The organism is Nocardia halotolerans, from assembly GCF_042650145.1.
In the GTDB taxonomy this organism is placed as follows: domain Bacteria; phylum Actinomycetota; class Actinomycetes; order Mycobacteriales; family Mycobacteriaceae; genus Nocardia; species Nocardia halotolerans.
Map to the genome: position 1 here is coordinate 1,408,109 of NZ_JBHSDL010000014.1, position 23,329 is coordinate 1,431,437.

The window sequence follows — 23,329 nt, forward strand, 5'->3', positions numbered from 1 at the left end:
CGGACTAGCGGTAGTCGCTGAAGCCGTAGTCGTCCAGCGGTACCGCGGCACCGGTGGAGGAGCCGAAGCTGTCCGGCGAGTAGTAGGTGTCGTCGTAGGACGGCACCGCGTACGCGGCGGCACGGGCTTCTTCGGTCGGCTGCACCTGGATGTTGCGGTAACGGTTGATACCGGTACCGGCCGGGATGAGCTTACCGATGATCACGTTCTCCTTCAGGCCGATCAGCTTGTCGGAGCGGCAGTTGATCGCCGCGTCCGTCAGCACTCGGGTGGTCTCCTGGAAGGAAGCCGCCGACAGCCACGAATCGGTGGCCAGCGACGCCTTGGTGATACCCATCAGCACCGGACGGCCCGAGGCCGGCTCGTTGCCTTCCGACACCACACGACGGTTGGATGCCTCGAACTCGGAGCGCTCGGTGAGCGAACCGGGCAGGAACTCCGTGGCACCGGAATCGATGATCGTCACGCGACGCAGCATCTGGCGCACGATGACCTCGATGTGCTTGTCGTGGATCGACACACCCTGCGAGCGGTAGACCTCCTGGACCTCGTGGACCAGGTGGACCTGCACCTGACGGGGACCCATCACGCGCAGCACCTCGTGCGGATCGGCAGCGCCCTCGAGCAGCTGCTGACCCACCTCCACGTGGTCACCGTCGGCCAACAGACGCTCGGAGCCGTCGTCGTGCTTGAACACCCGCAGACGCTGACGCTTCGAGAGCTTGTCGTAGACGACTTCCTCGGACCCGTCATCAGGGATGATCGTGATCTTGTAGAAGCGGTCGTCGTCCTCGAGCCGCACCCGGCCCGAGACCTCCGCGATCGGCGCCTTGCCCTTGGGGACACGGGCCTCGAAGAGCTCCTGAACACGCGGCAGACCACCGGTGATGTCGTCGCCCGCGACGCCACCCTGGTGGAAGGTACGCATGGTCAGCTGGGTACCGGGCTCACCGATGGACTGGGCGGCGACGATGCCGACAGCCTCACCGATGTCGACCAGCTTGCCGGTGGCCATCGAACGGCCGTAGCAGGTGGCGCAGACGCCGGTGCCGGTGGTGCAGGTCAGCACGGAGCGGACCTTCACCTCGGTGATACCGGCTTCGAGCAGCGTCTCCAGCGCCGGGTCGCCGAGATCGGCGCCCTTGGCGATGATGACGTTGCCGTTCGCGTCGACCGCGTCGGACGCCAGGGTCCGGGCGAAGGTCGAGGTCTCGACGTGCGCGTCACGAATGATCGTGCCGTCGGCCAGCTTCTCCGCGATCGGCACCACGATGCCGCGCTCGGTGCCACAGTCTTCCTCGCGGACGATGACGTCCTGCGACACGTCCACCAGACGACGGGTCAGGTAACCCGAGTCGGCGGTGCGCAGCGCGGTGTCGGCCAGACCCTTACGAGCACCGTGGGTGTTGATGAAGTACTCGAGCACGGTCAGGCCCTCACGGAACGAGGACTTGATCGGGCGCGGGATGAACTCACCCTTCGGGTTCGTCACCAGGCCCTTCATACCCGCGAGGGTACGGGTCTGGGTGAAGTTACCCGTGGCGCCGGAGTCGACGATCGTGATGATCGGGTTGTCCGGCGGGTAGTGGGTCCGCAGCGCGGCACCGACCTCTTCGGTCGCTTCCTGCCAGATCTTGACCAGGGCGTTGTTGCGCTCCTGGTGATCGAGCGCACCACGCTGGTACTTCTTCTCGATCTGGTCCGCCATCGTCTCGTAGCGTTCCATGATCTCGGGCTTCTCCGGCGGAACGAGCACGTCCGACATGGAGACGGTGACACCCGAACGCGTGGCCCAGTAGAAGCCGGCGTCCTTGAGCTTGTCGACGGTCTGGGCGACGACGATCATCGGGTAACGCTCGGCCAGATCGTTGATGATCGTGGCCTGACGCTTCTTCGGCATCGCCTCGTTGATGAAGGCGTAGTCCGCCGGAAGCAGATCGTTGAAGATCACGCGACCCAGGGTGGTCTCGGCCAGCCACGCGTCGCCGCGCTTCCAGCCCTCGGGGAACAGCTCCGCCTCGATGTCCTTCGGCGGGCGCTGCTCGGTGAGACGCACCTTGATCATCGAACGCACGGTGAGGTCACCGCGGTCCACCGCCATCTGTGCCTCGGCGGGCGAGGAGTACACACCGAACTCGGCCTCGTCGGTGCCCGCGTCGTGGCGGGTGCCCGCGCCGTTCTCGTCGAGACGGGTCAGGTAGAACAGGCCGGTCACCATGTCCAGTCGCGGCATCGCCAGCGGGCGACCCGAGGCCGGGGACAGGATGTTGTTCGACGACAGCATCAGGATGCGTGCCTCGGCCTGCGCCTCCGCCGACAGCGGCAGGTGCACGGCCATCTGGTCACCGTCGAAGTCGGCGTTGAACGCCTCACACACCAGCGGGTGCAGCTGGATGGCCTTGCCTTCCACCAGCTGCGGCTCGAACGCCTGGATACCCAGACGGTGCAGGGTGGGCGCACGGTTGAGCATCACCGGGTGCTCGGCGATGACCTCTTCGAGGACATCCCACACCTGGGCACGCTGACGCTCGACCATCCGCTTGGCGGACTTGATGTTCTGCGCGTGGTTCAGATCGACCAGACGCTTCATCACGAACGGCTTGAACAGCTCGAGCGCCATCAGCTTGGGCAGACCACACTGGTGCAGCTTCAGCTGGGGACCGACGACGATGACCGAACGGCCCGAGTAGTCCACGCGCTTACCGAGCAGGTTCTGACGGAAACGACCCTGCTTGCCCTTGAGCAGATCGCTCAGCGACTTCAGCGGGCGGTTACCCGGTCCGGTGACCGGACGGCCACGGCGGCCGTTGTCGAACAGCGCGTCGACGGACTCCTGCAGCATCCGCTTCTCATTGTTGACAATGATCTCAGGAGCTCCGAGGTCAATCAAACGCTTGAGGCGGTTGTTGCGGTTGATCACGCGGCGGTACAGGTCGTTCAGGTCGGAGGTGGCGAAACGGCCACCGTCGAGCTGAACCATCGGGCGCAGCTCCGGCGGGATCACCGGAACAGCGTCGAGCACCATGCCCATGGGCGAGTTGCCGTTGGTCTGGAACGCCGCCACGACCTTGAGTCGCTTGAGCGCGCGCAGCTTCTTCTGGCCCTTGCCCGAGCGAATGGTCTCGCGCAGGTTCTCGGCCTCGGCCTCGATGTCGAAGTTCTCCATCAGCTTCTGGATGGACTCCGCACCCATGGCGCCGGTGAAGTACTCGCCGTAACGGTCGACGAGCTCGCGGTAGAGCACCTCGTCGACGATGAGCTGTTTGACCGACAGCTTGGTGAAGGTCGTCCAGATCTCGTCGAGACGGTCCAGCTCACGCTGGGCGCGGTCACGCAGCTGACGCATTTCGCGCTCGCCGCCGTCCTTGACCTTGCGACGCACGTCGGACTTGGCGCCCTCGGCTTCCAGCTCGGCCAGGTCGGCTTCGAGCTTCTGCGCGCGGGCCTCGAGGTCGGCGTCGCGCTGATCGGCGACGGCCTTCTTCTCGACCTCCATCTCGGCCTCGAGAGTGCTGAGCTCGTTGTGGCGCAGCTCCTCGTCGACACCGACGATGACGTAGGCGGCGAAGTAGATGATCTTCTCGAGATCCTTCGGCGCCAGATCCAGCAGGTAGCCCAAGCGCGAGGGAACGCCCTTGAAGTACCAGATGTGGGTGACGGGTGCGGCCAGTTCGATGTGGCCCATCCGCTCACGACGCACCTTGGCGCGAGTCACCTCGACGCCACAGCGCTCACAGATGATGCCCTTGAAGCGGACACGCTTGTACTTGCCGCAGTAGCACTCCCAGTCCCGGGTGGGACCGAAGATCTTCTCGCAGAAGAGCCCGTCCTTCTCCGGCTTGAGCGTGCGGTAGTTGATGGTCTCCGGCTTCTTGACCTCGCCGAAGGACCACTGCCGAATATCTTCGGCGGAGGCCAGGCCGATCCGGAGTTCATCGAAGAAGTTGACGTCTAGCACGTAACTTCCTTTCCCCTGTTCGGGTCGAATTCGAGCAAAAGTTCACTAGTTGTCGAGCGCGGTGCGCGGTGCGGCTGCCCTTTCCGGGGACAGCCGCACCGCGCTTACCACCTAGTTCGCCAAATCGTCGACGGTGGCCGCTTCGTTCCTGGACAGGTTGATGCCCAGGTTCGCCGCGGCGCGCTCCAGATCCTCGTCGTCACCGTCACGCATCTCGATGGCGGCGCCGTCCGAGGACAGCACCTCCACATTGAGGCACAGCGACTGGAGTTCCTTGAGGAGCACCTTGAACGACTCCGGAATGCCCGGCTCCGGAATGTTCTCGCCCTTGACGATGGCCTCGTAGACCTTCACGCGGCCGACCACGTCGTCGGACTTGATGGTCAGGAGTTCCTGCAGCGTGTACGCCGCACCGTAGGCCTGCATGGCCCAGCACTCCATCTCACCGAAACGCTGACCACCGAACTGCGCCTTACCACCCAGCGGCTGCTGGGTGATCATCGAGTACGGACCGGTCGAACGGGCGTGGATCTTGTCGTCGACCAGGTGGTGCAGCTTCAGGATGTACATGTAACCGACCGCAACCGGGTACGGGAACGGCTCACCGGAACGACCGTCGAACAGTGTCGACTTGCCGTCGGCGTTGACCATCCGCTCACCGTCACGGTTGGGCAGGGTCGAACCCAGCAGACCGGTCAGCTCGTCATCCTTGGCACCGTCGAAGACGGGCGTGGCGATGTTCGAGTCGGCGGGCGCGGACAGCATCTGCTCGGGCAGCGTGGCCGCCCAATCGGGACGAGTGCCGTCCGTGGCCACGTCGATGTTCCAGCCGGCCTTACCGATCCACCCGAGATGGGTTTCCAGGATCTGGCCGATGTTCATACGACGCGGCACACCGTGGGTGTTCAGGATGATGTCGACCGGGGTGCCGTCGGGCATGAACGGCATGTCCTCGATGGGGAGGATCTTGCCGATGACGCCCTTGTTGCCGTGGCGACCGGCGAGCTTGTCGCCGTCCTGGATCTTGCGCTTCTGGGCCACGTAGACGCGGACCAGCTCGTTGACACCGGGAGGCAGATCGTCGTCGTCTTCGCGCGAGAACACGCGGATGCCGATGACCTTGCCGGACTCACCGTGGGGCACCTTGAGCGAGGTGTCGCGAACTTCGCGAGCCTTCTCACCGAAGATGGCGCGCAGCAGACGCTCTTCCGGGGTCAGCTCGGTCTCACCCTTGGGCGTGACCTTGCCGACCAGGATGTCGCCGTCGCGGACCTCGGCACCGATGCGGATGATGCCGCGCTCGTCCAGGTCGGCGAGCACCTCGTCGGAGACGTTCGGGATGTCCCGGGTGATCTCCTCGGCGCCCAGCTTGGTGTCGCGGGCGTCGATCTCGTGCTCTTCGATGTGGATCGAGGTGAGAACGTCCTCTTCCACGAGGCGCTGCGACAGGATGATCGCGTCCTCGTAGTTGTGGCCTTCCCACGGCATGATCGCGACGAGCAGGTTCTTGCCCAGCGCCATCTCACCGTTCTCGGTGCAGGGTCCGTCGGCCAGGACCTGGCCGGTCTCCACCCGCTGACCCTCGTCCACGATCGGACGCTGGTTGGAGCAGGTGCCCTGGTTGGAGCGGTTGAACTTGCGCATCCGGTAGGACTTGCGGCTGCCGTCGTCGGCCATCACGGTGACGTAATCGGCCGAGACCTCTTCGACCACACCGGGCTTCTCGTTGATCACGACGTCGCCGGCGTCCACGGCGGCCCGCAGTTCCATTCCGGTGCCCACGATCGGGGACTCCGAACGGATCAGCGGCACGGCCTGACGCTGCATGTTCGCGCCCATCAGGGCACGGTTGGCGTCGTCGTGCTCGAGGAACGGGATCATGGCCGTCGCGACCGACACCATCTGGCGCGGCGAGATGTCCATGAAGTCGACCTGCGCCGGCGACACGAACTCGACCTCTTCGCCCGCACGGCGGACGAGGACCTTCTCCTCGAGGAAGCGACCCTCGGCGTCGAGCGGGGAATTGGCCTGCGCGCGAACGTAGCGGTCTTCCTCGTCAGCGGTCAGGTACTTGACCTCGTCGGTGACCTTACCGTCGACGACCCGCTGGTACGGCGTCTCGATGAAGCCGAACGGGTTGACCCGCGCGTACACCGACAGCGAACCGATCAGGCCGATGTTCGGGCCTTCCGGGGTCTCGATCGGGCACATGCGGCCGTAGTGCGACGGGTGGACGTCACGAACTTCCAGGCCGGCACGCTCACGGGACAGACCACCGGGGCCCAGCGCCGACAGGCGGCGCTTGTGGGTCAGACCCGACAGCGGGTTGTTCTGGTCCATGAACTGCGACAGCTGCGAAGTTCCGAAGAACTCCTTGATCGCGGCGACCACGGGACGGATGTTGATCAGGGTCTGCGGCGTGATCGCCTCGACGTCCTGAGTCGTCATCCGCTCACGGACCACGCGCTCCATGCGGGACAGGCCCACGCGGATCTGGTTCTGGATCAGCTCGCCGACGGTGCGCAGACGACGGTTACCGAAGTGGTCGATGTCGTCGATCTCGACGGGGACCTCTTCACCGCCGGGGGCGGTCATCGTGCGGTCACCGGCGTGCAGATGCACCAGGTACTCGATGGTGTCGACGATGTCTTCCTTGGTGAGCACCGAGGAAGTCACCGGCTCGTGCACATGGATGCCGAGCTTCTTGTTGATCTTGTAGCGGCCGACGCGGGCCAGGTCGTAGCGCTTCTCCTTGAAGAACAGGTTCTCCAGCAGAGTCTGCGCGGACTCCTTGGTCGGCGGCTCGCCCGGACGCAGCTTCCGGTAGATGTCGAGCAGCGCCTCGTCCTGACCGGGGGTGCTGTCCTTCTCGAGGGTGGACATCATGATCTCGGAGAAGCCGAAACGCTCGACGATCTCCTCGGTGCTCATGCCCAGCGCCTTGAGCAGCACGGTGACCGGCTGACGACGCTTGCGGTCGATGCGGACACCGACGGTGTCACGCTTGTCGACGTCGAATTCCAGCCATGCGCCGCGCGAGGGGATCACGCGCACGCTGTGCAGGTCCTTCTCGGTCGCCTTGTCGATGCTGTGATCGAAGTAGACGCCGGGGGAACGCACGAGCTGGGAGACGACGACACGCTCGGTGCCGTTGATGATGAAGGTGCCCTTGTCGGTCATCATGGGGAAATCACCCATGAAGACCGTCTGGCTCTTGATCTCGCCGGTGTTGTTGTTGATGAACTCCGCGGTGACGAACAGAGGCGCCGCGTAGGTCATGTCCTTCTCTTTGCACTCATCGATGGAGGCCTTGACCTCTTCGAAGCGTGGGTCGGAGAACGACAGGGACATCGAACCGGAGAAGTCCTCGATCGGCGAGAGCTCTTCGAGCACCTCTTCGAGGCCGCCTGCGAGACCGACGTCGCCGCGTGCGGCCGCCTTCTCACGCCAGTCGGGTGTACCGACCAACCAGGCGAACGAGTCCGTTTGTAGGTCGAGAAGTCCGGGCACCTCCAAGGGCTCTCGGATCTTCGCGAACGAAACCCTCAACGGGGCTCCGGGGATACCAGCCTTGGTCTGGGTGGAGACTGCCAAGATGCGTCCTTCCAGCACCTCACGCGCGTCGCGTGGTGGTCCGCGACCGTCGCTTGTCTGCTACGAGTTCCGCTGGTTACAACCCGAACGAAACCTGAACAGGCAGCAGCGGAAGTAACACCGGAAGGGTGGAACTCACGTGTGCGAATCAAGGTGTGGACAGGAGGCAGCCAGCGCAACGTCCAAACTTACACCCCTCGACAAGGGGGTGTCAACATACCATCCGTGCGACTCATCGCACGGCTAACGCGCCGAAGCCCTGAGACGCTGGCTGCGTCGGACATCCTGGGCGCTGCAGACCCCTGCAACAGCTGACGCTGTTGTGAATAGGGTGACGGTTCGCGCGCGCCTCGTCAAGTGGCGCGGCGGTGGGCGGATGCGAAGTGAGATCGCCTGCCGCCCTGGACATCCCCCGGTGAAAACGCGGCCATTTTACCCGTGACACGCCGAGTGCGCCAACCGGCGGAACCGCCGCTCAGTGCGTGTTTTCGCGGCACAGACACAGAAAAGCCCCGGGGGTCACCCGGGGCTCCTGCTACGTGGAAAGTCGCTCAGCTGTTGGGCTGGGCGTGCGGAACGGTCTTGAAGGTTTCGGTGGGCTGGTCGCTGCCACCGTAGGCGGCCATCACCTGGGTGTCGTCGGTCTCGGCCATCGACTCGCGGATCGCGGCCTGAGCCGCGTGCGGCAGCGTGTGCATGATCTCGCGCACCCGCGCCTGCCGGCGGAACACCGCCCCGCGAGCGGGCATGCCCGGCTCGGCCTTCATCTGCGGGATGATGCCCTCGATCTCCTCGGCGCCACCGTGGTGGTGACCGGCGTCGACGAGCGCCTGCTCGCGCGCCATCTGCGCCTCGTCCTTCTCCTCGGACATACCGATCGGGCCGATCATGCGACCGTTGAGGAACTGCTTGACCACCGGCTCCTCGCTGGTGAGCAGCACCTCACGGGGGCCGAACATCACCAGCTGGCGACGGAACAGCATGCCGATGTTGTCGGGCACGGTGCGGGCCAGGTTGATGTTGTGGGTCACGATGAGGATCGTGGCATCGATCTGGGCGTTGATGTTGAGCAGCAACTGGGCCAGGTAGGAGGTACGTACCGGGTCCAGGCCCGAGTCGGGCTCGTCGACGAGGATGATCTGCGGGTCGAGTACCAGCGCTCGCGCCAGGCCGGCGCGCTTGCGCATACCGCCGGAGATCTCACCGGGCAGTTTGTTCTCGGCGCCGAGCAGACCGGTCAGCTCGAGCTTCTCCATCACGACGCGCCGGATCTCGGATTCCGACTTCTTCGTGTGCTCACGAAGCGGGAAGGCGATGTTGTCGAACAGGTTCATCGAGCCGAACAGCGCGCCGTCCTGGAACAGGACGCCGAACAGTTTGCGGATCTCGTAGAGCTCCTTGTTCGAACAGGTCATGATGTCGGTGCCATCGATGAAGATCGAGCCACGCTCGGGCCGCAACAGCCCGATCAGTGACTTCAGGAACACCGATTTACCCGTACCCGAGGGGCCGAGCAGCGCGCTCACCTCACCCGAAGGGAGCGTGATCGACACGTCCTGCCAAATTCGCTGTGAACCGAAGGACTTGGTTACACCCTCGGTCCTGACCTCGACGCCCACGCCTACCTCCATTGATCCCTGCGAGCACCCCACCCCGCTGACCGCACGCTCACTTCACGGCGGTGCGTCACGACACTGTGGGTCCGGTCACTGTAACCCATCAGTGAGACGGGGCACACCTCTACATGACTGAAGAGTAACCCCGCCCGGTTGTTACAGCGCGTATCACTTTCCCATGTCGGGATATATGACAAACGGGCGGCCCTCGAAAGGACCGCCCGTTCGCACAAACGCGAAGCGCCGAATTACTTGACCGACACCTTGGCGCCGGCTTCTTCCAGCTTGGCCTTGGCGGCGTCGGCGGCGTCCTTGGCGACCTTCTCCAGGATCGGCTTCGGGGCACCCTCGACCAGGTCCTTGGCTTCCTTCAGGCCCAGGCCCGAGACGATCTCACGGACCACCTTGATGACCTGGATCTTCTTGTCGCCCGCACCCTCGAGGATGACGTCGAACTCGTCCTGCTCGGCCTCGGCCTCGGCCGGAGCGGCGGGGCCGTTCTGCGCGACGGCGACGGGGGCAGCAGCGGTGACCTCGAACTTGTCTTCGAACGCCTTCACGAAGGAGGACAGCTCCAGGAGGGTCATCTCCGAGAAAACGTCGAGCAGCTCTTCGGTGGACAGCTTGGCCATTGTGGTTCCTTTCGGTAATGAATGTCTGTGTGCGCGGGCAGTAAAACCCGTGCGGGGGTATTACTCGGCAGCGCCCTCGGCCTGCTTCTTCTCCTGCAGTGCGGCGGCCAGTCGGGCCACCTGACCTGCGGGAGCCGAGAACAGCCCGGCAGCCTTGGACATGTTGCCCTTCATCGCGCCTGCCAGCTTGGCCAGCAGAACCTCGCGGGACTCCAGGTCGGCGATCTGCTCGACCTCGGCCACCGACAGCGCAGCGCCGTCCATGTAGCCGCCCTTGATGACGAGCGCCTTGTTCTCCTTGGCGAAGGTCTTGAGCGCCTTCGCGGCGTCGACCGGCTCGCCTTCGATGAAGGTGATCGCGGTCGGTCCGACGAACAAGTCGTCCAGGCCCTCGACGCCCGCTTCCGCGGCCGCACGCTTGACCAGGGTGTTCTTGGCGACGGAGTACGTGGCCTCGGCGCCGAGCGCGCGACGCAGCTCGGTGAGCTTGCCGACCGACAGACCACGGTATTCCGTGACAACAGTGGCCGTCGAGCTCTTGAACTGCTCCACGATCTCCGCGACAGCGGTGACCTTTTCAGGCTTCGCCATACTTCGCCTCCTCTCTGATGTCGGTTCGTTGGTGCACTACCGAATCAGGGGCCGGCGACAAAACTAACGCCCCGGACGCAGGGCGTACCGGGGCGCAAAAGAAAAATTCGGCCTCAGCTCTGCCTGCGTGGGCCGCCGGCAATGTCGCCGGACCTTCGACCGACACCACACAGGCGGCATCGACGACCTACGGTCTTCGGTAGAACGAATGGGTAGCCACCGAACTCGTCGATGGCCTTCGCTCACTGTACCCGCACCCACCCCGATCTGCCAAAACGCCCCAGCTGTTGCCATCCACCAAAAACCGCGAGGGTGGGAACGCTGTGCGTTCCCACCCTCGCGGTCGACCAGGAGCTACCTGTCAGTCGAAGCTCACGCATCCTCGTCGAGGAGGTTGCGGGTGCGGTTCGGGTCCACCGGGATGCCCGGTCCGGTGTTGGTCGAAACCGTGATCTTCTTGACGTAGCGGCCCTTGGCGGTCGACGGCTTCACACGCAGGATCTCGTCGAGCGCGGCGCCGTAGTTCTCCACCAGCTTGGCGTCGTCGAACGAGGCCTTGCCGATGACGAAGTGCAGGTTGGCCTGCTTGTCGACGCGGAAGTTGATCTTGCCGCCCTTGATGTCGTTGACGGCCTTGGTCACATCGTTGGTGACCGTGCCCGTCTTCGGGTTCGGCATCAGACCACGCGGGCCGAGGACACGCGCGATGCGGCCGACCTTGGCCATCTGATCCGGGGTGGCGATCGCGGCGTCGAAATCGAGCCAGCCGCCCTGGATCCGCTCGATCAGGTCCTCGGCGCCCACGGCGTCGGCACCGGCGGCTTCGGCCTCGGCGGCCTTCTCGCCCGCGGCGAACACGATGACGCGGGCGGTCTTACCGGTGCCGTGCGGCAGGTTGACGGTGCCACGGACCATCTGGTCGGCCTTACGGGGGTCCACACCGAGGCGAACGGCGACCTCGACGGTCGCGTCGGTCTTGGTGGTGGCGGTGTCCTTCGCCAGGCGCGTAGCGGCCAGCGGGGAGTACAGCTTGTCGCGATCGACCTTCTCAGCAGCGGCGAGGTACGCCTTGCTTCGCTTTGCCATGTTTGTCTGTCCTTAATTTTCGAGTTCAGATGTGGTGTTACGGGCCTGGCCGGCCCTCCCACAGAAACGAGGATCAGCCTTCCGCACAGAACCGAAGGCTTCGCTACGTTCAGCCTTCGACGGTGATACCCATCGAACGCGCGGTACCGGCGATGATCTTCGCGGCCTGATCGATATCGATGGCGTTGAGATCCTCGGCCTTGGTCTTGGCGATCTCGCGCACCTGGTCCATCGTCACCTTGGCGACCTTGGTCTTGTGCGGCTCGGCCGAGCCCTTCTGCACACCAGCGGCCTTGAGCAGCAGCTTGGCGGCGGGCGGGGTCTTCAGCTTGAAGTCGAACGACCGGTCCTCGTACACCGAGATCTCGACCGGGATGACGTTGCCACGCTGCGACTCGGTCGCGGCGTTGTACGCCTTGCAGAACTCCATGATGTTGACGCCGTGCTGACCGAGCGCGGGGCCGACCGGAGGAGCCGGGTTCGCGGCACCGGCCTGGATCTGCAGCTTGATGATCCCGGCGAGCTTCTTCTTCTTGGGGGGCATCTGTCTTCCTTGGGTTTCGGTTCCTTACGGTTGCCGTAAGCCTGTTGCGGGATCGCTCCCACGCCGGGTCCAGCCCGGCATTCGCCCGCGACACAGCACCGGCGAAAAGCCGGAACGGGTCAGCGCACGAACCCTCACACCCTACCGGATCCCAGCAGCGGCTCCGCAGCCGGGGGAAACGGCGGGGAAACGCCGAACGGCACCGCCGAAGCGATGCCGTTCCGCGCGGGAAATCCTCAGATCTTGGAGACCTGGGTGAAGTTCAGTTCGACCGGGGTCTCGCGACCGAAGATCGACACGAGCACCTTGAGCTTCTGCTGCTCGGCGTTGACCTCGCTGATGCTGGCGGGCAGCGTCGCGAAGGGGCCGTCCATGACGGTGACCGACTCGCCGACCTCGAAGTCGACCTCGATGGCCGACTTGCCCGATGCCGCGGCACCGGAGTCCGCGCCGCTCGACGCGGCGGCTGCGGCCTTCTTCTGCGCCTGCGCACCGGCCGGGACCAGGAACTTCACGACCTCGTTGATGGTCAGCGGGGTGGGCTTGGCGCCGGGGCCGCCGCCGGTCATACCGACGAAACCGGTGACGCCGGGGGTGTTGCGGACCGCGCCCCACGACTCGTTGTTCAGCTCCATCCGAACCAGGATGTAGCCGGGCAGCACCTTGCGGTTGACGTTCTTCTTCTGCCCGTTCTTGATCTCGGTGACCTCTTCGGTGGGCACCTCGACCTGGAAGATGTAATCCTCGAGGCCGAGGTTCTGCACGCGGGTCTCGAGGTTGGTCTTGACCTTGTTCTCGTAGCCGGCGTAGGAGTGCACGACGTACCAGTCGCCGGGCACGCGGCGCAGCTTGGCCTTCATCGACTCGACCGGGTCGGCTTCGGGATCTTCCTCGGTGGGGTCTTCCGCGACCACGACGTCCTCGGCGACGGCTTCGTCGGCGGCCGCATCGGCGTCAGCGAGCTCGGTGCTGGCCTCGACCTCGTCGGTGGCGGGCTCCGCCACGACCGTGTCGTCAACCGGGAACTCGTTGTTGGTGTCGTTCTCCGGGGTGCTCACTGAGGCACTCGCTTCCTGTGTCGTCACATACATCCTCTGGGCCGGGTCCGGGTGCGCGGAGGCACACTCCGCCGTTCGGCCCACGATCGGCTACCGGCGTGGGTGTCGGCGATCAGCCGAACAGCCAGTCGACACCCTTGACGAACGCTATGTCGATCCCGGCGATGAACGCGACCATGAAGACCACGAACACCAGAACGACGGTCGTATAGGTGACCATCTGCTTCCGGTTGGGCCAGATCACCTTGCGCAGTTCCGCGATGACCTCTCGCAGGAACTTGAGCAACCGCTTGAACGGGTTACCCGTGTTGGCCTTACCGGCGGTCTTGTCTGCCTTGCGCGAACCCGACGACCGGTCGATCGTCGTCAACGAGCCGTTGTCCGCCGGAGCATCCGACGTGCGCGCACGACGAGCTGTCCGCTTGCCGCTCGGCCGAGTGGCAGCGGCGGTATCGTCGCCGTCTTCGGCGCGCGTATCCCGCTCGTCCGTCACGTCGATCCTCTCTCGTCGCTGGCATTCAGGGCAGGGGCGACAGGACTTGAACCTGCAACCTGCGGTTTTGGAGACCGCTGCTCTGCCAATTGAGCTACGCCCCTTCGGTTGGACCAGCCTGAGCTGTCACGTCCAACCACAGTCGATATTCGATTATCGAGCTCTGCTGTCACACAACACGCGCGCCGCTTCCGTGGGAGCTAGCTCCCGGGAAGATCAGCGCGCAGCAGCCGGTGACCCCAGAGTCCCGAGTGTACGTTACCGCGTGCGGAATGTGCCAATCCAGGACCTCTCGGCCAGGTCAGGCCAGCTGAACCGTTGCCGTGGCGCGTCCGAAGATCTTCTTGCCCGCCGACTTCGCCGTGAGGGCGACGACCGCGGTCCGAGTATCCGGATCCACCGACTTCACCTTACCGGTGAACTCGATCTCGGCGGGCGCGTCGGCGGTCACGTAGACGGGGCTGGTGAAGCGCACGCTGTACTCGGTCACCGCGCCCGGATCGCCCACCCAGGAGGTGACGAAGCCGCCGCCGAGGCCCATGGTGAGCATGCCGTGGGCGACCACGTTGTCCAGGCCGACGAGCTTGACGATCTCGTCGCTCCAGTGGATCGGATTCGCGTCACCGGAGACACCGGCGTAGTTCACCAGGTCGCCGCGGGTGAGCCGGACGGTACGCGCGGGCAGTTCGTCACCGACGGCGACACTGTCGAACGACAGCGCGTGGGTGCTGCGCACCGGTTCGGGCTGCGTGGTGACCGGGTCGGGGGTGATCGCGGCGTGGGCGTCGACCGCCGGGGCGTGGGCCGGCTCGTCCTCCCCGATGCCGTGCATGAGCACGTTGCGCACCGCGTCCGACATCCTGGGATCGATGTCACCGCCGCTGCGGCCGATCAGCGTGGTGTAGGTGGTGAGCACCAGCTCGTCGTGCTGATCGGTGACGATGTTCTTGGTGACGATGATGTCGCCGCCGAAGGCCTGGCGGAACGAGTGCAGATACACGTCGCAGGTGAGCTGGTCGCCGACCCGGACCGGGCGGTGGATTTCCAGAATCTGATCGGTCTGCATGATCTGACTCAGGTCGTAACCGGTCACGATCTCTTCGAACAACCTGCGCTGGGCGAGAATGCCGACCAGGGAGACGAATGTGACTGGGGCGAGCAGCCCGGGGTGACCGTAGTCACGCGCGATGTCCTCGTCCCAGTGCACCGGGTGATAGTCCTGCACGGCGCGGGCGTATTCGCGCACTTTTTCGCGGCCGACTTCGTAGTAGTCCTCGACCCGGTAGTGATGGCCCACCATCGAGGCCGCGTGGGCGGCGGGATCGAATGGTTCGGTGGTCGCATTCTCGGATCCGGTGTTCACTGTCACACCGTGGACCTTACTCACCCGTCATGGTGATTCGCCGGAGACCGGTCCCGTAAAACGCACAAAGGCCGGACTTTCGTCCGGCCTGAGGCAGATGTTCTGGAGGGTCAGCGCGACTCGCGGTGCGACCGGTGAGTTCCGCAGTTCGGGCAGAACTTCTTCAGCTCGAGGCGGTCCGGGTCGTTGCGCCGGTTCTTCTTGGTGATGTAGTTGCGGTGCTTGCACTCTTCGCAGGCCAAGGTGATCTTTGGCCGGACATCGGTGGACTTCGCGGCCACGATATGCCTTCTTTCCGGTCTGGGCTGAGTCGTTATTGGTAGCGATGGCCGGACTTGAACCGGCGACACAACGATTATGAGTCGTTTGCTCTACCGACTGAGCTACACCGCCACGGCGGACCTATTACGATGATGCCGGCGGGAAAGTCGGTCACCACCGGCAATCCGGCGAGCCCCCTAACGGAATCGAACCGTTGACCTTTTCCTTACCATGGAAACGCTCTGCCGACTGAGCTAAGGGGGCATGACTACGTGGCACAGAGTCTTGTTCGGCGAACCGATCAGAGCGACCCCGTGCTCCGGCGTCCTGAAAGAGATTACACACTTCTTCAGTAGAGCACCAAATCGCCTGGTGAGAGCCGGTTTTTACGGGCCCTCGACCGGCTGGGCCCGCAGTGTCGCCGTCGAGGCTACCCCGGATCGCGCGGACGGGTGCACCGAGCAAAGAACCCCGCCGATCTGTGATCGACGGGGTTCTTGTGGCAGATGTAGGATTCGAACCTACGTAGGCTTTCGCCGACGGATTTACAGTCCGCTCCCATTGGCCGCTCGGGCAATCTGCCGTGTGCGCCGTTGCCGGTGCGCTGAGCAGCTTACAACGAACCCACCGGGGTGATGCAAACCGCCTGCACAGGACCCCTGCGAGCACGGGTTCCCCACCCCTACGGGTACAACTGTTCGGTGGCCGGTGCATCCGGTCGCGCAGTTTTGCCGGACCTTCACAGGACAGGAGCGCAGTGTGGCTGATTCGTCATTCGACGTGGTGAGCAAGGTCGACCGACAGGAGGTCGACAACGCGCTGCACCAGGCGGAGAAGGAGCTGAACTCCCGCTACGACTTCAAGGGCACCGACGCGTCGATCGCGTGGTCGGGCGAGGAAGCCATCGTGGTGACCGCCAACGCCGAGGAACGAGTGCGGGCGGCACTCGACGTGTTCAAGGAAAAGCTGATCCGGCGCGATATCTCGCTCAAGGCTTTCGATGCGGGCGACCCGCAGGCCTCGGGCAAGATCTTCAAGATCACCGGCACGTTGGTGCAGGGCATCGACACCGAGAAGGCGAAGAAGATCTCCAAGAAGATCCGCGACGAGGGCCCCAAGGGCGTCAAAGCCCAGATCCAGGGCGAGGAGCTGCGGGTGAGCAGCAAGAAGCGCGACGATCTACAGGCCGTGATCTCGCTGCTCAAGGGCGAGGACTTCGGAATCGCCCTGCAGTTCGTCAACTACCGCTGACCCGCCGACCGGCCGCTATCGGTCGGTAGGGCCCGCCATTTCCTCGAGGCGCTTGATCCGCTCGTCCATCGGCGGGTGGGTCGAGTACCAGCGGGCGATCCGGTCGCCCGCGCGGAACGGGTTGGCGATCATCAGGTGCGACTCGCTGGTGAGCTTGGGATCGGGCGGCAGCGGGGCCACCTGCACGCCGCGTTCGATCTTGCGCAACGCCGCCGCCAGCGCCAACGGGTCGCCGGTGAGCTCGGCACCGGACTGATCGGCCTGATACTCGCGTGAGCGCGACACCGCCATCTTGACCAGACCGGCCGCGATCGGGCCGAGCAGCGAGACCAGCAGCACCCCGATGATGCCGGGCCCCTGACCGTCGCGACTGCCGAACGAGCTCGCGAAGAACGCCAGATTCGCCAGACCGGTGATGATCGAAGCCATGGCGCCGGCGACCGAGGAGATCAGGATGTCGCGGTTGTAGACGTGGGACAACTCGTGCCCGAGCACCGCCCGCAACTCCCGCTCGTCGAGCAATTGCAGAATCCCGCTCGTACAGCACACCGCGGCGTGGCGCGGATTACGGCCGGTGGCGAACGCGTTGGGGGCGTTGGTGGGACTGATATAGAGCCGGGGCATGGGCTGGCGGGCCGTGGTGGCGAGCTCGCGCACGATCCGGTACATCACCGGGGCTTCCAGCTCGCTCACCGGCTGGGCGTGCATCGCCTTCAGCGCCAGTTTGTCGCTGTTGAAGTACGCGTAGGCGTTCATGCCGACCGCGAGCACGACCGAGATCAGCAGGGTCACCGGGCTGCGGAACATCGCCCCGACAGCGACGATGAGCGCCGACATCCCGACCATCAAACCGAAGGTCTTGATCCCATTGGGCATTTCCGCCTCCCCGCGCCTTGTGCCGGTCGTCAGGCGCTTCGTTCGTCAGGCGTCGGGCCTGCGGTTGACCACGGGAAACGTGCTGGGCGTACCCGGCGAGTAACCCATGTGCTGACGAGACCTGTCGCTTCGTCGCGAGAGAACAACGAGCGCCGGGCGGCGTTGGTTCCTGGTCAGCCCACGCGTTCGATGGTGTAGCGGACCAGGCGGGTGAGGGCGTCGTTGGCGGGGCCTGCGGGGAGGGCGGCGAGTTCGGTGTCAGCGAGATCGGCGTATTCGGCGAGCTTCTTCTTCGCCATGGCCATGCCCGGTGAGCGGCGCAGCAATTCCAGGGCTTCGTCGACCTCGGCGTCGGTCTGCAACGGGTGGTCGAGCAGGGTGCGCAGGCGGTCGCCGTCGGGGCCGGCCTCGCGCAGGGCGTAGAGCACCGGCAGGGTGTGCACGCCTTCGCGCAGGTCGGTACCCGGAGTCTTGCCGGACTGCTCGGCCGAGGACGAGATGTCGATGATGTCGTCGGAAATCTGGAAGGCGGTGCCCACGGCGTCACCGAGGCGGGCCAGTCGCTCGACATGATCGGTGCCCGCACCGGAGAACGTGCCGCCGAAACGACCCGCGGCGGCGATGAGCGAACCGGTCTTCTCCCACACCACCCGCAAGTAGTGCTCGACCGGATCCTGGGTTTTCTTGGCGCCCATGGTTTCGCGCATCTGCCCGGTGACCAGCTCGGCGAAGGTTTCGGCGATGATGCGCACCGCGTCCGGGCCCAGCGTGGAGGTGAGGCGCGAGGCGTGGGCGAACAGATAGTCGCCGGCCAGGATCGCGATGTTGTTGCCCCAGCGGGAGTTGACGCTCTCCGCGCCGCGCCGCTGGGTGGCCTCGTCCATCACATCGTCGTGGTAGAGAGTGGCCAGGTGCACGAGTTCCACGACCGTGCCCGCGGTGACAAGTGCCGGGTCGGTGGGCTCGGGGCCGAGCTGGCCGGTGAGCACGGTGAACAGCGGCCGGAACCGTTTGCCACCTGCCCGGGCCAGGTGCAGAGCCGCTTCCTGCAGGAAGTCCGCACCGTCGGAGAGTTCGTCGACGAGCAACTTCTCGACCGCGGCCAGGCCCTCGCGCACAGTGGCGGCGAGTTCCGGATCGACGAGATCAACTCCGGCAACCACGGTGCTCTCGTCGCTCACAGCCGATGTGCTCATAATCTTCTCCCAGCGATGCGTCCGACCCCGACGGGTAGCAACCTAGCGTGTGACGGCGCCACAGCCGATGAACCCCGTCACACGGTCACAATTCCCGGTGTACCCGACACTCTCGCACAGCGGCCGGGGGTGCCACTATTGAGCCATGGGTTCACCGGATCTCACCCCCGCCGACCGTGCTCCGCTGCCCGCCGCCGTGGAGGTGCTGGTAGTCGGGGCCGGACCGGCCGGCTCCGCATCGGCGGCCTGGGCCGCGCGCGCCGGACGCGATGTGCTGCTGCTCGATTCGGCGGTGTTCCCGCGCGACAAGACCTGCGGCGACGGACTCACCCCGCGCGCCACCGCCGAACTGGAACATCTGGGCCTAGGCGAGTGGTTGCGCGCGCACACGGTGAACCACGGCCTGCGGATGGCGGGTTTCGGGCGCGAGGCGCTGCTGCCGTGGCCGGGCGGGTCGTTTCCGACCTACGGAAGTGCCGTGCCCCGAACAGAACTCGACAACACCCTGCGGGAGACGGCGATCAAATCCGGCGCCCGGATGGTCGACGGCGCCAAAGTGACCGAAGTGCTGCGCGAAGGCGACCGGGTCGCCGGGGTGTCGGTGCGCATCGGCGAGACCACCCACACGGTGCGCTGCCGAGTGCTCGTGGTGGCCGACGGGGTGCGTTCGCCCATCGGCAAACAGCTCGGCCGCACCTGGCATCGCCGCTACGCCTACGGCACCGCCGCCCGCGCCTACATCAAGTCCGGGCGCAGCGACGACCAGTGGATCTCCTCGCACCTGGAGCTGCGCAACGCCGCCGACGACCTGGTGCCCGGATACGGCTGGATCTTCCCGCTCGGCAACGGTGAGGTGAACATCGGCGTCGGCTCGCTGGCCACCGAGGCCCGGCCCTCCCATGTGGCACTCAAACCACTGCTCGAGCACTACACCCGGTTGCGCCGTGAAGAATGGGAACTCGACGGAGAACTGCGGGCGGTGGCTTCGGCGCTGCTGCCGATGGGCGGCGCGGTCTCGAACGTGGCCGGCCGGAACTGGGTGCTCGTCGGCGACGCCGCCGGCTGCGTGAACCCGCTCAACGGTGAGGGCATCGACTACGGCCTCGAAGGCGGTCACCTGCTCGCCGGAATGCTGGACGAACCCGACCTGTCCGCGGTGTGGCCGCAGCTGCTGCGCGAGCGCTACGGCCGCACCTTCTCGGTGGCGCGCAGGCTGGCCGCGCTGGCCACCCACCCGAAGATGGTGCCACTGGGTGGTCCGCCGGTGATGCGCTCGAAATACCTGCAGCGCACCGCCGTCCGGGTGATGGGCAACCTGGTGACCGACGAGGACCTCGACCTCACCGCCCACCTCTGGCGGACGGCGGGCCGCACCTCCCTACGCGCCGACGAACTCGCACCCTTCACCTGAGGCGAAAACAGCACGCCAGAACATAGGCGACTCAGGGGGACGCGCTAACCCCTCACGCGCCCAGAGCTGGCCGCCTCCCGAGCTCTCCCCGCCCCTGAATCTGGCCGGAGGTGGCGGAGCAGCAGGTGAGCACATGGGTAACTCACCGGGGACGGACCAACCCCGCCACGCCCCAAAGCTTGCCGCCTCCACAGGCCCCCCGCACCTGGATCAGGCCTGAGTACCCGGGGAGGCGGAACTACATCAGGCCTGCGTACTCGGGGAGGCGGGCGAGCACCAGCCTTCGATGAATTTGCGTTCGCTGTTGAGCACTCGCTGGTGGAGTTGTTCGGCCAGCGGTTCGATAGCGCCTCCCACCAGCGGAACCTTCACCGTGACCGTGCCGACGACCTCGATCTCGCTGCCCTCGGCGGTCGGGCGCAGTTCGTAGGTGCCCGACATCTCGGTGTTGATGCCGCCGGTGCGGCCGGTGAAGCTGCCCTTGGCGGTCTCGCCGTGCAGCGGCTGCCAGGAGTCGATGCGCGAGAGCACCAGATCGCTCTTGAGCACCTTGCGTACCAGGCCGGGCACCTTGTCCTGACCTGGGGTTTCGGTCATCTCGAGGCGGATCGAGTCCGGGCCGTCGGGATGGGAGAGTTCGATGGTGGCGGTGTCGGCGGCGGCGAACCGCTGCTGCCACACCGCATCGTCGACGAGAGCCCGGTGAAGATCTTCGACCGGGACGGAATAAGGCACGGTGAAGCTGAATTTTCGGGACATGCCGACATGCTATTGGCGTGCCGGCGTGCGTGGGCTCTCAGCCTGAAACTGCTGGTTTCCGGATGGCCGGTACTGTGTCGGGGGTGTCGGAAACCAGCCAGTCGGACAGGCGGAGCAAGCGCCTGCGGCGGGTGCGTATCGGCGTGCTCGGCACCGCGACGGTGATCAGCGTGCTGATGGTGTTGCTGGTGCTGGCGGCCTGGCGCAACGACTACGAGATCGAAAGCAACCGTGGGGTCACCGCCGGGGAAGTGCTCTCGGCGGGCCGGCTGCGTTCGGCGGTCATGTACGTGACGCCCGACAGCGTGACCCACAACCCGAAGGTCGGGATCCTGTACCCGACGAATCTGACCGCCGGACAGCGGATCAACGTCGAATACAGCACGCGCGATCCCGATCTGGTGCGGGTGGCCGGACGCGACGCACGGGTGGCGATCGTCCCGGCGGGCTCGGTGATCGTGGTGGTGTGGGCGATGGCGTTGCCCGCGCTGTGGCTGGTGCGGCGCAAGCAGCGCCGAGCGTAGGTTCGTCTGCTGTTCGTTCGGCCTTCACGTCGGTGTGGGTGTGGTGGTGCGGTGCGGCGGTCACCCTGAGAAGGTGCGCGTAGCCATCGTCTCGGAGTCTTTCCTGCCGAACATGAACGGCGTCGTCAATTCCGTGTTGCGGGTGCTCGAGCATCTGGACCGGCACGGCCACGAGGCGATGATCGTGGCGCCCGACACACTGCGCGGCGCCCCGCCGGCCCCGCGCCGCCACGGCCGCTTCCCCGTGCACCGGGTGCCGGCGATGATGGTGCCGAAGGTGAGTTCGCTGCCGGTCGGGTTGCCACAGCCGGGCATCACCGCGGCGATCGCCGAATTCGACCCGGACGTCGTGCATCTGGCCTCCCCGTTCCTGCTCGGTGCGGGCGGTCTCGCCGCGGCGACCCGGTTGGATCTGCCGACGGTCGCGGTGTACCAGACCGATGTGGCCGGTTTCGCCAAGAGCTACGGGCTGGGGTTGGCCGCGCGGGCGGCGTGGGCGTGGACGCGGCGCATTCACGAGGGCGCCACACGCACGCTGGCACCATCGTCGGCCGCTGCCGCCGATCTGGCCGAACACGGCATTCCGCGGGTGCGCCGGTGGGGGCGGGGTGTCGACATCGCCCGGTTCGATCCGGCGGCGCGCAGTGCCGAGTTGCGGGCGAGCTGGCTCGGGTCGGGTGACCGGTTGGTCGTCGGGTTCGTCGGCAGGCTGGCACCGGAAAAGCATGTGGAGCGGCTGGCCGCGCTCGCCGGTGACCCGTCGATCCAGCTGGTGGTGGTCGGTGACGGGCCCGAGCGGGCCCGGCTGCGCAAACTGCTGCCCACCGCGGTGTTCACGGGTGAGCTCGGCGGCAGCGAACTGGCCGAGCACTACGCCAGCCTCGACGTGATGGTGCATCCGGGCGAGCACGAAACCTTCTGCCAGGGCGTGCAGGAGGCGCTCTCGGCCGGGGTGCCGGTGATCGGACCCGACGCGGGTGGCCCGCGTGATCTGATCGCGCACTGCCGCAACGGGTATCTGCTGCCGGTGGACCGGTTCGCCGAGTTGCTGCCCAGTGCGGTGTCGGCGCTGCGCGACGGTGAGCAGCGCGCGCGGTTCTCGGCGGCGGCACGCAAATCGGTGCTGCACCGCACCTGGCCCGCCATCTGTACCGAGCTGATGAGCCATTACGCCGATGTCGCCGGCACCCGGGACCGATTGCCGCGCTCGGCCTAGAAGGTTGCGGGCGCGGACCGATAAGCTCGGATCGTGGCGACAACAGAGCAGCGGGAACCGATTCGGGCTTCGCTGGACAAGAAACCCCACGAGGTCGCGTCGATGTTCGACGGTGTGGCGAAGCGCTACGACCTCACCAACACGGTCATCTCCGGTGGCCAGGACCGTTACTGGCGGTGGGCGACGCGACGAGCGCTGGCATTGCGCCCCGGCGAGCGGGTGCTCGATCTCGGCGCGGGCACCGGTGTCTCGACCGTGGAGCTCGGCAAGTCCGGCGCCTGGTGTGTGGCCACCGACTTCTCTCAGGGCATGCTCTCGGCGGGCCGGTTCCGGCAGCTGCCGATGGTGGCGGGCGACGCGATGGCGCTGCCCTTCGCCGACGACTCCTTCGATGCCGTCACCATCTCCTTCGCATTGCGCAATGTCGCCGATATCGACCTGGCGATGCGGGAGATGCTGCGGGTGACCAAGCCCGGCGGCCGGCTCGTGGTGTGTGAGTTCTCCACCCCGGTGTTCGGTCCGTTCCGCACCCTGTACATGGAGTATCTGATGAAAGCGCTGCCGCGGGTGGCGCGGGCGGTGAGCTCGAATCCGGACGCCTACGTGTACCTGGCCGAGTCGATCCGCGCGTGGCCCAACCAGCGCAGGCTGGGTCGGCGCATCGCCGAGGCGGGGTGGGATTCGGTGCAGTGGCGTGATCTCACCGGTGGTGTGGTGGCACTGCATCGCGGTTACAAGCTGGGCTGAGAACCCGCGCCGGGTGGGGGTGAGACCGGTCACCCCGGGACCGGCGCACGTCCGAGGCGGCACTCCGGAATCTCGCCTGATCAGCGGCGATATTCGCGCACCTACCTCACAGCCGAAATTTTGACGCGTGAGGTCGATTGTCACTTGGACATA

19 protein-coding genes and 4 tRNA genes are annotated in these 23,329 nt (G+C 65.8%); 5 read left to right on the top strand and 18 right to left on the bottom strand.

Translation table 11 applies throughout. From position 1 onward, the window contains the following. Window positions 1-4 precede the first annotated feature (4 nt). The 15 genes from ACFO5K_RS16880 to ACFO5K_RS16950 form a co-directional block, all read right to left on the bottom strand. Window positions 5-3,958 carry a DNA-directed RNA polymerase subunit beta' gene (locus ACFO5K_RS16880; RefSeq protein ID WP_378563039.1) on the bottom strand — a complete coding sequence of 1,318 codons (3,954 nt, stop codon included), beginning with the start codon at window positions 3,956-3,958 and terminating at the stop codon, window positions 5-7. Between the two features lie 111 nt (window positions 3,959-4,069). Continuing rightward, window positions 4,070-7,570, bottom strand: coding sequence for a DNA-directed RNA polymerase subunit beta (gene rpoB / locus ACFO5K_RS16885; RefSeq protein ID WP_378563042.1), 3,501 nt, complete (start codon window positions 7,568-7,570; stop codon window positions 4,070-4,072). Window positions 7,571-8,103: 533 nt separating this feature from the next. Beyond that, entirely contained in the window at window positions 8,104-9,183 is a 1,080-nt protein-coding gene (locus ACFO5K_RS16890) for an ABC transporter ATP-binding protein (RefSeq protein WP_378563045.1), read from the bottom strand. 233 nt (window positions 9,184-9,416) lie between these two features. Then, a complete protein-coding gene (gene rplL / locus ACFO5K_RS16895) occupies window positions 9,417-9,800 on the bottom strand; it encodes a 50S ribosomal protein L7/L12 (RefSeq protein WP_378563048.1) in 384 nt (127 codons plus the stop codon). A gap of 60 nt (window positions 9,801-9,860) precedes the next feature. Beyond that, complete coding sequence (gene rplJ / locus ACFO5K_RS16900) at window positions 9,861-10,391, bottom strand: 50S ribosomal protein L10 (RefSeq protein ID WP_378563050.1); 531 nt, start codon at window positions 10,389-10,391, stop codon at window positions 9,861-9,863. Between the two features lie 372 nt (window positions 10,392-10,763). Then, on the bottom strand, window positions 10,764-11,477 hold the full coding sequence (rplA, locus tag ACFO5K_RS16905; protein WP_378563052.1) for a 50S ribosomal protein L1: 714 nt from the start codon (window positions 11,475-11,477) through the stop codon (window positions 10,764-10,766). Between the two features lie 109 nt (window positions 11,478-11,586). After that, complete coding sequence (rplK, locus tag ACFO5K_RS16910; protein WP_378563055.1) at window positions 11,587-12,021, bottom strand: 50S ribosomal protein L11; 435 nt, start codon at window positions 12,019-12,021, stop codon at window positions 11,587-11,589. 236 nt (window positions 12,022-12,257) lie between these two features. After that, window positions 12,258-13,079, bottom strand: coding sequence for a transcription termination/antitermination protein NusG (gene nusG, locus ACFO5K_RS16915; RefSeq protein ID WP_378563913.1), 822 nt, complete (start codon window positions 13,077-13,079; stop codon window positions 12,258-12,260). A 112-nt stretch (window positions 13,080-13,191) separates the two neighbouring features. Beyond that, complete coding sequence (secE, locus tag ACFO5K_RS16920) at window positions 13,192-13,572, bottom strand: preprotein translocase subunit SecE (protein WP_378563058.1); 381 nt, start codon at window positions 13,570-13,572, stop codon at window positions 13,192-13,194. Window positions 13,573-13,603: 31 nt separating this feature from the next. Next, window positions 13,604-13,676: transfer RNA gene (locus ACFO5K_RS16925), tRNA-Trp, on the bottom strand. A gap of 197 nt (window positions 13,677-13,873) precedes the next feature. After that, a complete protein-coding gene (locus tag ACFO5K_RS16930) occupies window positions 13,874-14,935 on the bottom strand; it encodes a fused (3R)-hydroxyacyl-ACP dehydratase subunits HadA/HadB (RefSeq protein WP_378563061.1) in 1,062 nt (353 codons plus the stop codon). Between the two features lie 110 nt (window positions 14,936-15,045). After that, the gene (gene rpmG, locus ACFO5K_RS16935; protein ID WP_378563064.1) at window positions 15,046-15,216 is read right to left on the bottom strand and encodes a 50S ribosomal protein L33; all 171 of its coding nucleotides are present in this window, start codon (window positions 15,214-15,216) and stop codon (window positions 15,046-15,048) included. Between the two features lie 36 nt (window positions 15,217-15,252). Continuing rightward, window positions 15,253-15,328: transfer RNA gene (locus ACFO5K_RS16940), tRNA-Met, on the bottom strand. A gap of 59 nt (window positions 15,329-15,387) precedes the next feature. Next, window positions 15,388-15,460 (bottom strand) — tRNA-Thr (locus ACFO5K_RS16945). Between the two features lie 236 nt (window positions 15,461-15,696). After that, window positions 15,697-15,779 (bottom strand) — tRNA-Tyr (locus ACFO5K_RS16950). Between the two features lie 176 nt (window positions 15,780-15,955). On the opposite strand from ACFO5K_RS16950, the gene ACFO5K_RS16955 reads away from it, so the two are divergent. Further along, window positions 15,956-16,447, top strand: coding sequence for a YajQ family cyclic di-GMP-binding protein (locus tag ACFO5K_RS16955; RefSeq protein ID WP_378563067.1), 492 nt, complete (start codon window positions 15,956-15,958; stop codon window positions 16,445-16,447). A gap of 15 nt (window positions 16,448-16,462) precedes the next feature. Here the strand turns inward: ACFO5K_RS16955 and htpX are convergent, their stop codons facing one another. Together htpX and ACFO5K_RS16965 are read right to left on the bottom strand one after the other, a co-directional pair. Beyond that, window positions 16,463-17,323 (bottom strand): zinc metalloprotease HtpX, encoded by an 861-nt coding sequence (gene htpX, locus ACFO5K_RS16960; protein ID WP_378563070.1) that lies wholly within the window; start codon window positions 17,321-17,323, stop codon window positions 16,463-16,465. A 173-nt stretch (window positions 17,324-17,496) separates the two neighbouring features. Next, on the bottom strand, window positions 17,497-18,519 hold the full coding sequence (locus ACFO5K_RS16965; RefSeq protein WP_378563072.1) for a polyprenyl synthetase family protein: 1,023 nt from the start codon (window positions 18,517-18,519) through the stop codon (window positions 17,497-17,499). Between the two features lie 145 nt (window positions 18,520-18,664). Here ACFO5K_RS16965 and ACFO5K_RS16970 point away from each other — a divergent pair, with 145 nt between their 5' ends. Next, window positions 18,665-19,930, top strand: coding sequence for a geranylgeranyl reductase family protein (locus ACFO5K_RS16970; protein WP_378563075.1), 1,266 nt, complete (start codon window positions 18,665-18,667; stop codon window positions 19,928-19,930). Window positions 19,931-20,173: 243 nt separating this feature from the next. Here ACFO5K_RS16970 and ACFO5K_RS16975 read toward each other — a convergent pair whose 3' ends face one another. Then, window positions 20,174-20,689, bottom strand: a complete 516-nt coding sequence (locus tag ACFO5K_RS16975; protein WP_378563077.1) for a DUF2505 domain-containing protein — start codon at window positions 20,687-20,689, stop codon at window positions 20,174-20,176. A gap of 83 nt (window positions 20,690-20,772) precedes the next feature. Here ACFO5K_RS16975 and ACFO5K_RS16980 point away from each other — a divergent pair, with 83 nt between their 5' ends. The 3 genes from ACFO5K_RS16980 to ACFO5K_RS16990 all read left to right on the top strand — a co-directional run bounded on the left by ACFO5K_RS16980 (window position 20,773) and on the right by ACFO5K_RS16990 (window position 23,176). Then, entirely contained in the window at window positions 20,773-21,213 is a 441-nt protein-coding gene (locus ACFO5K_RS16980; RefSeq protein ID WP_378563079.1) for a DUF3592 domain-containing protein, read from the top strand. A 73-nt stretch (window positions 21,214-21,286) separates the two neighbouring features. Next, entirely contained in the window at window positions 21,287-22,429 is a 1,143-nt protein-coding gene (locus ACFO5K_RS16985; protein ID WP_378563082.1) for a glycosyltransferase family 4 protein, read from the top strand. Window positions 22,430-22,462: 33 nt separating this feature from the next. After that, on the top strand, window positions 22,463-23,176 hold the full coding sequence (locus tag ACFO5K_RS16990; protein WP_378563084.1) for a demethylmenaquinone methyltransferase: 714 nt from the start codon (window positions 22,463-22,465) through the stop codon (window positions 23,174-23,176). The last annotated feature ends 153 nt before the right edge of the window (window positions 23,177-23,329 follow it).

What these genes read in the sequence shown, in the direction of transcription:
- ACFO5K_RS16890 (WP_378563045.1), bottom strand. Translation starts at nt 9,183, where the DNA reads ATGGAGGTAGGCGTGGGCGTCGAGGTCAGGACCGAGGGTGTAACCAAG.
- ACFO5K_RS16975 (WP_378563077.1), bottom strand. Translation starts at nt 20,689, where the DNA reads ATGTCCCGAAAATTCAGCTTCACCGTGCCTTATTCCGTCCCGGTCGAA.
- ACFO5K_RS16970 (WP_378563075.1), top strand. Translation starts at nt 18,665, where the DNA reads ATGGGTTCACCGGATCTCACCCCCGCCGACCGTGCTCCGCTGCCCGCC.
- rplK (WP_378563055.1), bottom strand. Translation starts at nt 12,021, where the DNA reads ATGCCCCCCAAGAAGAAGAAGCTCGCCGGGATCATCAAGCTGCAGATC.
- rplL (WP_378563048.1), bottom strand. Translation starts at nt 9,800, where the DNA reads ATGGCCAAGCTGTCCACCGAAGAGCTGCTCGACGTTTTCTCGGAGATG.
- htpX (WP_378563070.1), bottom strand. Translation starts at nt 17,323, where the DNA reads ATGCCCAATGGGATCAAGACCTTCGGTTTGATGGTCGGGATGTCGGCG.
- ACFO5K_RS16965 (WP_378563072.1), bottom strand. Translation starts at nt 18,519, where the DNA reads ATGAGCACATCGGCTGTGAGCGACGAGAGCACCGTGGTTGCCGGAGTT.
- rplA (WP_378563052.1), bottom strand. Translation starts at nt 11,477, where the DNA reads ATGGCAAAGCGAAGCAAGGCGTACCTCGCCGCTGCTGAGAAGGTCGAT.
- rplJ (WP_378563050.1), bottom strand. Translation starts at nt 10,391, where the DNA reads ATGGCGAAGCCTGAAAAGGTCACCGCTGTCGCGGAGATCGTGGAGCAG.